Here is a 5642-nt window from a genome sequence, read left to right on the forward strand (position 1 = left end):
TTAGGTTGGACATTGCTAAGAATCGGGTAGGTTCCTCCATTGAACAAAAAAATTCCGCTCGTTCCGAAACAGCATAGCCTTTACCATTATCGGTTAACGTTACAATAGCTATCGTCTTGGCATCATCACCGGACATTCCTATCTCGGTATCCCATTTCCATCGTAGGTTGTCTGTTCCGCCAACCAAAATAACATTTTTGTCAATATCGATCCAATTGACTACAAGGTGTGTAAGTGTTTCACTCATTTTATTTTGTATTATGGTTATTAGCGGGTCGTTTCTTCGATTTAATTTAATCGTAATCCGCTATTTGAACTTTTAACCAATCTTCTAATGCTTTAAATTTTTCGGTTGTAATATGATTTTTGTAATTCGAAATTTTATGAAGTAACGTTTCATAATCCTCTAAATCGTAATACAGTGCTTTTGGATCTTCTCCAAGTTCAATCATTTCCTCATGCCAGATGATCACTTCATTTGCCTGTTCCACATAATAATCGGCAATGAGCTGTTTGGAATCGGTATAATTTTGAATCAGGTATTCTCCAAAATCATAATGCCAACGATCGAAATTGCTCGGACCATTGAAATATAAGGTTCCGTCTGTAATCTCATATCGGTAAATATCTTCCGGGATTACGTAGAATAAGCTATCTTCCAAATAGAGCGCCATATCCTTTAGAAAGACATTAAAGTCGTTGTCAAAACCATACTTGCTACCACTTTGTATGCAGACATAAATACCGGGTTCCTTGCAATCAATTACCCTTTCTGTTGCATATACCGAGTATCTTCTCACTTTACCATCCGGCGTATTGGTGACAAATGTATTTTCAAAAACGTTCAGTTCGTTTCCAATAGTATTAGTTTTATTAATGCCATATTTTTCTGAAAAGAGACTTTCTTTGTCTTTGCGAACCCGAAGGATAGCACCGGAATTCAGCATTCTTGATTTAAGTTGGTATACGGAATGTAGTGTTCCCATTTTTTGTAATAGCGGCTTTAGTCAAATAAAATTTCGGTATCAATAGGGCGGAAATCAAATCCGGTCAGTTTATTTTCTTCAATGGCATTTTTTACTTTTTCGTTACAGATTAAGCCTATTCCAAAAGCGGGAGTGATATCAAAACACCCAGCGATTTTTAATGATTTCGACTTTAAATCCCAACCGGCTTCATCTTCAATGTCATCAAATAATATTCTAAACTTAGCTTTATAATCTTCAAAGTCGTCTACAGCTATTATCGCTCCCGATTTTTCATAAATATCGTTATATTCAATAAATTCAGATTTTTTAAAATCTATTTTGCTTGTAGCGCCATATTCGTACCAAAGAAAACGATAGGGATGAGGCGTTCCGCGGCGAAAAATAGTCATGGGATGAAAACTGCCGTTTATTGTAAAGGTTTCTAAAATCTGAGAACATTTTTCACTGAGAAATAAACCACTGGATGTGATGACAAAATTATTAGAAACACAGTCTGAAAGCCTCGAATTATTATGCAAAACAAAATTATTAAGGTCGGGAATGTCATCTTCTGATTTCCATTTGCTTATGATACCCCATTGCGAAGCTCTTGCTTCATGAAAACCGATTTTTAATTCTTTTACCTGAGGATATTTACCAATTATTTTCGAATCGGTTTCTTGTTTTATTTCAAAGTATTTCATACTTAATTATTTAATCGTAATCCGCTATTTGAACTTTTAACCAATCTTCTAATGCTTTATATTCTTCCGGAGTACTAGTATTTTTGTAATTTGAAATATTATCGAGTAATTCTTCATACTCGTCTACATCATACAAATCTTTTGGATTTTCACCCTCTTCAATCATTTCATTATGCCGTACTAGCATTTCGTATGTTTGATCAGCATAATAATCGCCAATAATTGGCTCGGCATCGGTATAATTTGCTTTTAAGTATTTTCCAAAATCATAATTCCAAACACTAAAATCGCGGGTGTTTTTATGATATAATGTTCCATTTGTGATTTCATACCGGTTGATTATAAGATCCCAGATCACGTAGAATAGGGAATCTTCCAAATAGGCAGCCATCTCATTTATAAGCACATCAAAATCGCTTCCGAAACCATTTTTACTGCTATCCTGTATGGATATATAAATACCAAGTTCTTTAAAATCTATGATTCTTTCTGTGGCATAAAGGGCATATCTTCTCACTTTTCCATCCGGAGCGTTTATGACGAATGTATTGGAAAAAATACCGTGCCCGTCATTGGTATAATCGATTTGAGGATCGGTGTATTTTTCTAAAAAAGCAGTCTCTTTTTCTCTTCGAACCCGTAGGATGGCACCACAATTTATGACTTTGGGTTTTAACTGATAGACTTCATGTAGTGTTCCCATTTCTGTTTGTAATTGGAAGTACAAACATATCGTTTTATTTCATTTTTTTGTGAAATTTTTTAAAATATTCGTATTTAATCTGATACCTGATATCGCGGATTTGTAATCCGTGATATCAAGGTGTACACTGTGATCAATTGTTCTTTTATTTGATCAATCTTTTCTGAAGAAAGGATGCGGCATCATTAAATTCCCAGTTATCAATAGAAGCAGAATAATCGGTTCCGGCATAAACGGCAATAGTGTTATCTTTTTTACCAATAACCGTTTGACTCCAAAAATCAAAATAGTCCAAATAAAATACATGAATACTATCCGGTTGATGCTTTACTTTATTGCCCTCTGCGAATAAATGAGCTGCCGGCGGAATAAGTGTTCGTATTCCCGAATCGGCAAACTCAATAGCGGATTCACCATAGAATACAAATTCTTTTACATTATCGGAATCCGACATCCGATTATTAAAAGCAGGTTCCTCAAAATCCAATCCGATCATAGCATGAAACTCATCTCTGACTTCATCTTCGTATTCTTCATTTTTAATCATATCGGCATAACTCAAATTTTCCGGATCGACATCAAATTGATCCCAGTCAACGATTTCATCTTTATCAAATTCATTCCAAACCTGACTCGGATTGATATAGCGGAATTCAAATCCATCAAAACACTGATAAAAAGATGCTAATTCCGGATCAATATCTTTGTTAAACAGCTGTTTGTATTGCGCTGTCACCATTTGTGCGTTTTCTTCGGATCCTTTTGGAATATACAAATGGGTGATAAACAAATCGGGATTTTGGAGGATATTTTTTATTTTGTCGTAAACCCGTTGTCCTAAATTCTCGAATGTACTGCCTTTAATTCCTTTGCAGTCTTTTAGGTATTCGATCTGATGTAATAAATCCTGGTTCATATTTTAAAGAGTAAATGGTGTAATGATTTGAAATTTGATCTGTACCTAAAGTAACCGTTTTTACTATCTGAATTTGTGCTGTTTTCGGATCAGTTCGATTATCGGGACAAACAGTTCTATCGCTTCTGTTGCCGCTCTCCAGGTATAATCTATGTTTTTATTAGCCAAAAGGATACCAAATTTCCATTCGGAACCGTCCAGAACGATGGCTTTTTCCTTCCGCAAGCTTTCGGGTAATGCTGTTTGTTCCAGTTTTACTAATTGCTGTTTTAGTCCTGTAATATCGGTTTCGGAAAGCTTTTTTTCATCGGTAATGATTCGAAGTCGGTCCAGATTATAAATCCCGCTGGTCCATTGGGAGTAGTTGTATTCGGTATCCCATTGTCTGAATCTTGAAAGGATTGTTCCGTCTGGGGTTTCAACTACAATTATTTTATATGGAAATCCACCAATTGACGGGAATTGGGCGAAATAGGCCACGATTTTTTCTCCATCTTTTAAATCAAAGCTTTCGACTTCAATTTCGGCCGCACGCATTACGGCTATGGGATCATTTGTAAGTCTTTCCATTTTTTGAGCCTTTGTTTGTACGGATTTTAAGGTTAAAAAACTCAGTTGATCATTAAATAGGAGTAGGGTTTTCCAGATAAAGCAAGCCTGTCCGGTTATTCTAAGTCAATTTTAAAATCTTCTTTGAGGAATTCTCTAAAGTCAGCCCATTCCACTTCATTATGATGCCCACACCATGGGTGAGCATCATTGAAGTCGAATATTTTAGCAAAATCTTCAGACGATTTATCACAACATAGTAGAAACTCATGGTGTGATCCCCATTCGCCAATAACCAGAAATAGTTTATCATTTTTGGTAAGTTGGTTGGCATCCCGTCGTTCCAAAAATTCATTGTCAAACATTGCTGTCCATGATGTGGTGTTGGATAATGCTCTTGAAAGACTATATAAATCGCCAACGTCTAATTTTTGGACATTATCCGTATAAATTCGCGGTACTTCAAGGTTTTGATCAAGATATTCCGAATCGAAATAAGCGGAGTAAATTTGCTTTAATCGTTCCGTTACTTCCTTGTTGATTTCTTCCTGGGGCATATTTTGATTTTTGGGTCTACACGATTTATAGGGTAGTTAGAAACAATTAGTTTTCGATTTTAATTTCAAACATTTTGTCCCAGTTTTTACCAGTCACAAAAATGGTTTTGGTTTTAGGATTGTAGGCAATTCCGTTTAAAACGTCCAGATCCGGGTGTGCCGTTACTTTCGATTTAAGATCGCTAAGGTTTACAATAGCTTCTACCGCGCCATTTTTCGGATCGATAATCGCAATCGCATCTTTGGTATAAATGTTAGCATAAATTTTACCGTCGATCCATTCCATTTCGTTTACCGCTTTAATTTTAGAACCGGCCGTATAAACATTAATATAGTCCACTTCTTTAAAGTCTGCCGGATTTACAAACCAGATTTTTTCGGTTCCGTCCGACATTAGCAGGTTTTTACCGTCGTTCGATAATCCCCATCCTTCCATTTGTTTAAAATAAGGGAAGGTTTTTTCTTTTGTAAACGTATCGGCATTATAAACGTAGGCTTCGTTATTCTGATACGTAAGTTGGTATACTTTATTATTTAATACGGTTGTACCTTCTGCAAATACATTTTGAGGTAATTCGACAATCTTATATACTTTTCCGGTTTTATAATCGGTTTTGCGCAAACTGGAAATACCGCGCAATCCGGTTCCGTTTCCGGCACCATTTCCGGTACTTTCAATTAAAGTGTCGCGGTAAAATTCCAATCCCTGTGTATAGGCCTTGATGTCGTGCGGGTAGGTGTTTAAAATTTTATACTTTAAAAGTTTCGGTTGTACATCCGATACTACTTCAATACGTCCGGTTATTTCATTTGATTTTCCTTCCGAATAAACCAAGGCTTTAATATTCTGGTAGCCCAGTTTTTGTTCTTTTAAAGCAAAAGCAAATTTTTCACTTCCTTTAACGCGGCCTACAATTTTGTTGTTGATGTAAAAAACAATAGAGTCGACAGGCTTGTTTTCGACATTTTTTATACCCAATCCAAGGCTTTCATTGGGCTGGTATACCTCTTTTAAGTCGGTTGTATCGAGGCTAAATAAATTTTCTTCATTTTTTTTTCCGTTGTCACACGAAAAGAAAAAAGAGCTTAATAAAATGAATGCGAATGCATTATACTTTTTCATGGTTATTAAAATTGGATACCACAATATACAATTGTATTTTATATCTCACAATTGCCTTGCAAAAATATAAAAAGATTGTATATTTGCACCGGCAAGTCCTACACGACCAGCTCCTGCAGACT

8 protein-coding genes are annotated in these 5642 nt (G+C 35.7%); all 8 read right to left on the reverse strand.

Going from position 1 to position 5642, the window contains the following annotated elements; translation table 11 throughout:
• A partial coding sequence (locus Q1R07_RS07375) for a hypothetical protein (protein ID WP_300487986.1) occupies positions 1-247 on the reverse strand: 247 nt, incomplete at its 3' end.
• A gap of 46 nt (positions 248-293) precedes the next feature.
• The gene (locus Q1R07_RS07380) at positions 294-986 is read right to left on the reverse strand and encodes a hypothetical protein (RefSeq protein WP_300487988.1); all 693 of its coding nucleotides are present in this window, start codon (positions 984-986) and stop codon (positions 294-296) included.
• A gap of 17 nt (positions 987-1003) precedes the next feature.
• Positions 1004-1672: a hypothetical protein gene (locus tag Q1R07_RS07385; protein ID WP_300487990.1), complete on the reverse strand. Its 669-nt coding sequence runs from the start codon at positions 1670-1672 to the stop codon at positions 1004-1006.
• A 10-nt stretch (positions 1673-1682) separates the two neighbouring features.
• Positions 1683-2375, reverse strand: coding sequence for a hypothetical protein (locus Q1R07_RS07390; protein WP_300487992.1), 693 nt, complete (start codon positions 2373-2375; stop codon positions 1683-1685).
• A 145-nt stretch (positions 2376-2520) separates the two neighbouring features.
• Complete coding sequence (locus Q1R07_RS07395; RefSeq protein WP_300487994.1) at positions 2521-3291, reverse strand: hypothetical protein; 771 nt, start codon at positions 3289-3291, stop codon at positions 2521-2523.
• 63 nt (positions 3292-3354) lie between these two features.
• Positions 3355-3861, reverse strand: a complete 507-nt coding sequence (locus Q1R07_RS07400) for a hypothetical protein (RefSeq protein ID WP_300487996.1) — start codon at positions 3859-3861, stop codon at positions 3355-3357.
• Positions 3862-3956: 95 nt separating this feature from the next.
• The gene (locus Q1R07_RS07405) at positions 3957-4397 is read right to left on the reverse strand and encodes a hypothetical protein (RefSeq protein WP_300487998.1); all 441 of its coding nucleotides are present in this window, start codon (positions 4395-4397) and stop codon (positions 3957-3959) included.
• Between the two features lie 46 nt (positions 4398-4443).
• A complete protein-coding gene (locus Q1R07_RS07410; RefSeq protein WP_300488001.1) occupies positions 4444-5520 on the reverse strand; it encodes a glutaminyl-peptide cyclotransferase in 1077 nt (358 codons plus the stop codon).
• Positions 5521-5642: the final 122 nt, after the last annotated feature.

This window comes from Flavobacterium sp., assembly GCF_030146175.1.
In the GTDB taxonomy this organism is placed as follows: Bacteria; Bacteroidota; Bacteroidia; order Flavobacteriales; family Flavobacteriaceae; genus Flavobacterium.

What these genes read in the sequence shown, in the direction of transcription:
- Q1R07_RS07380 (WP_300487988.1), bottom strand. Translation starts at nt 986, where the DNA reads ATGGGAACACTACATTCCGTATACCAACTTAAATCAAGAATGCTGAAT.
- Q1R07_RS07385 (WP_300487990.1), bottom strand. Translation starts at nt 1,672, where the DNA reads ATGAAATACTTTGAAATAAAACAAGAAACCGATTCGAAAATAATTGGT.
- Q1R07_RS07390 (WP_300487992.1), bottom strand. Translation starts at nt 2,375, where the DNA reads ATGGGAACACTACATGAAGTCTATCAGTTAAAACCCAAAGTCATAAAT.
- Q1R07_RS07395 (WP_300487994.1), bottom strand. Translation starts at nt 3,291, where the DNA reads ATGAACCAGGATTTATTACATCAGATCGAATACCTAAAAGACTGCAAA.
- Q1R07_RS07400 (WP_300487996.1), bottom strand. Translation starts at nt 3,861, where the DNA reads ATGGAAAGACTTACAAATGATCCCATAGCCGTAATGCGTGCGGCCGAA.
- Q1R07_RS07405 (WP_300487998.1), bottom strand. Translation starts at nt 4,397, where the DNA reads ATGCCCCAGGAAGAAATCAACAAGGAAGTAACGGAACGATTAAAGCAA.
- Q1R07_RS07410 (WP_300488001.1), bottom strand. Translation starts at nt 5,520, where the DNA reads ATGAAAAAGTATAATGCATTCGCATTCATTTTATTAAGCTCTTTTTTC.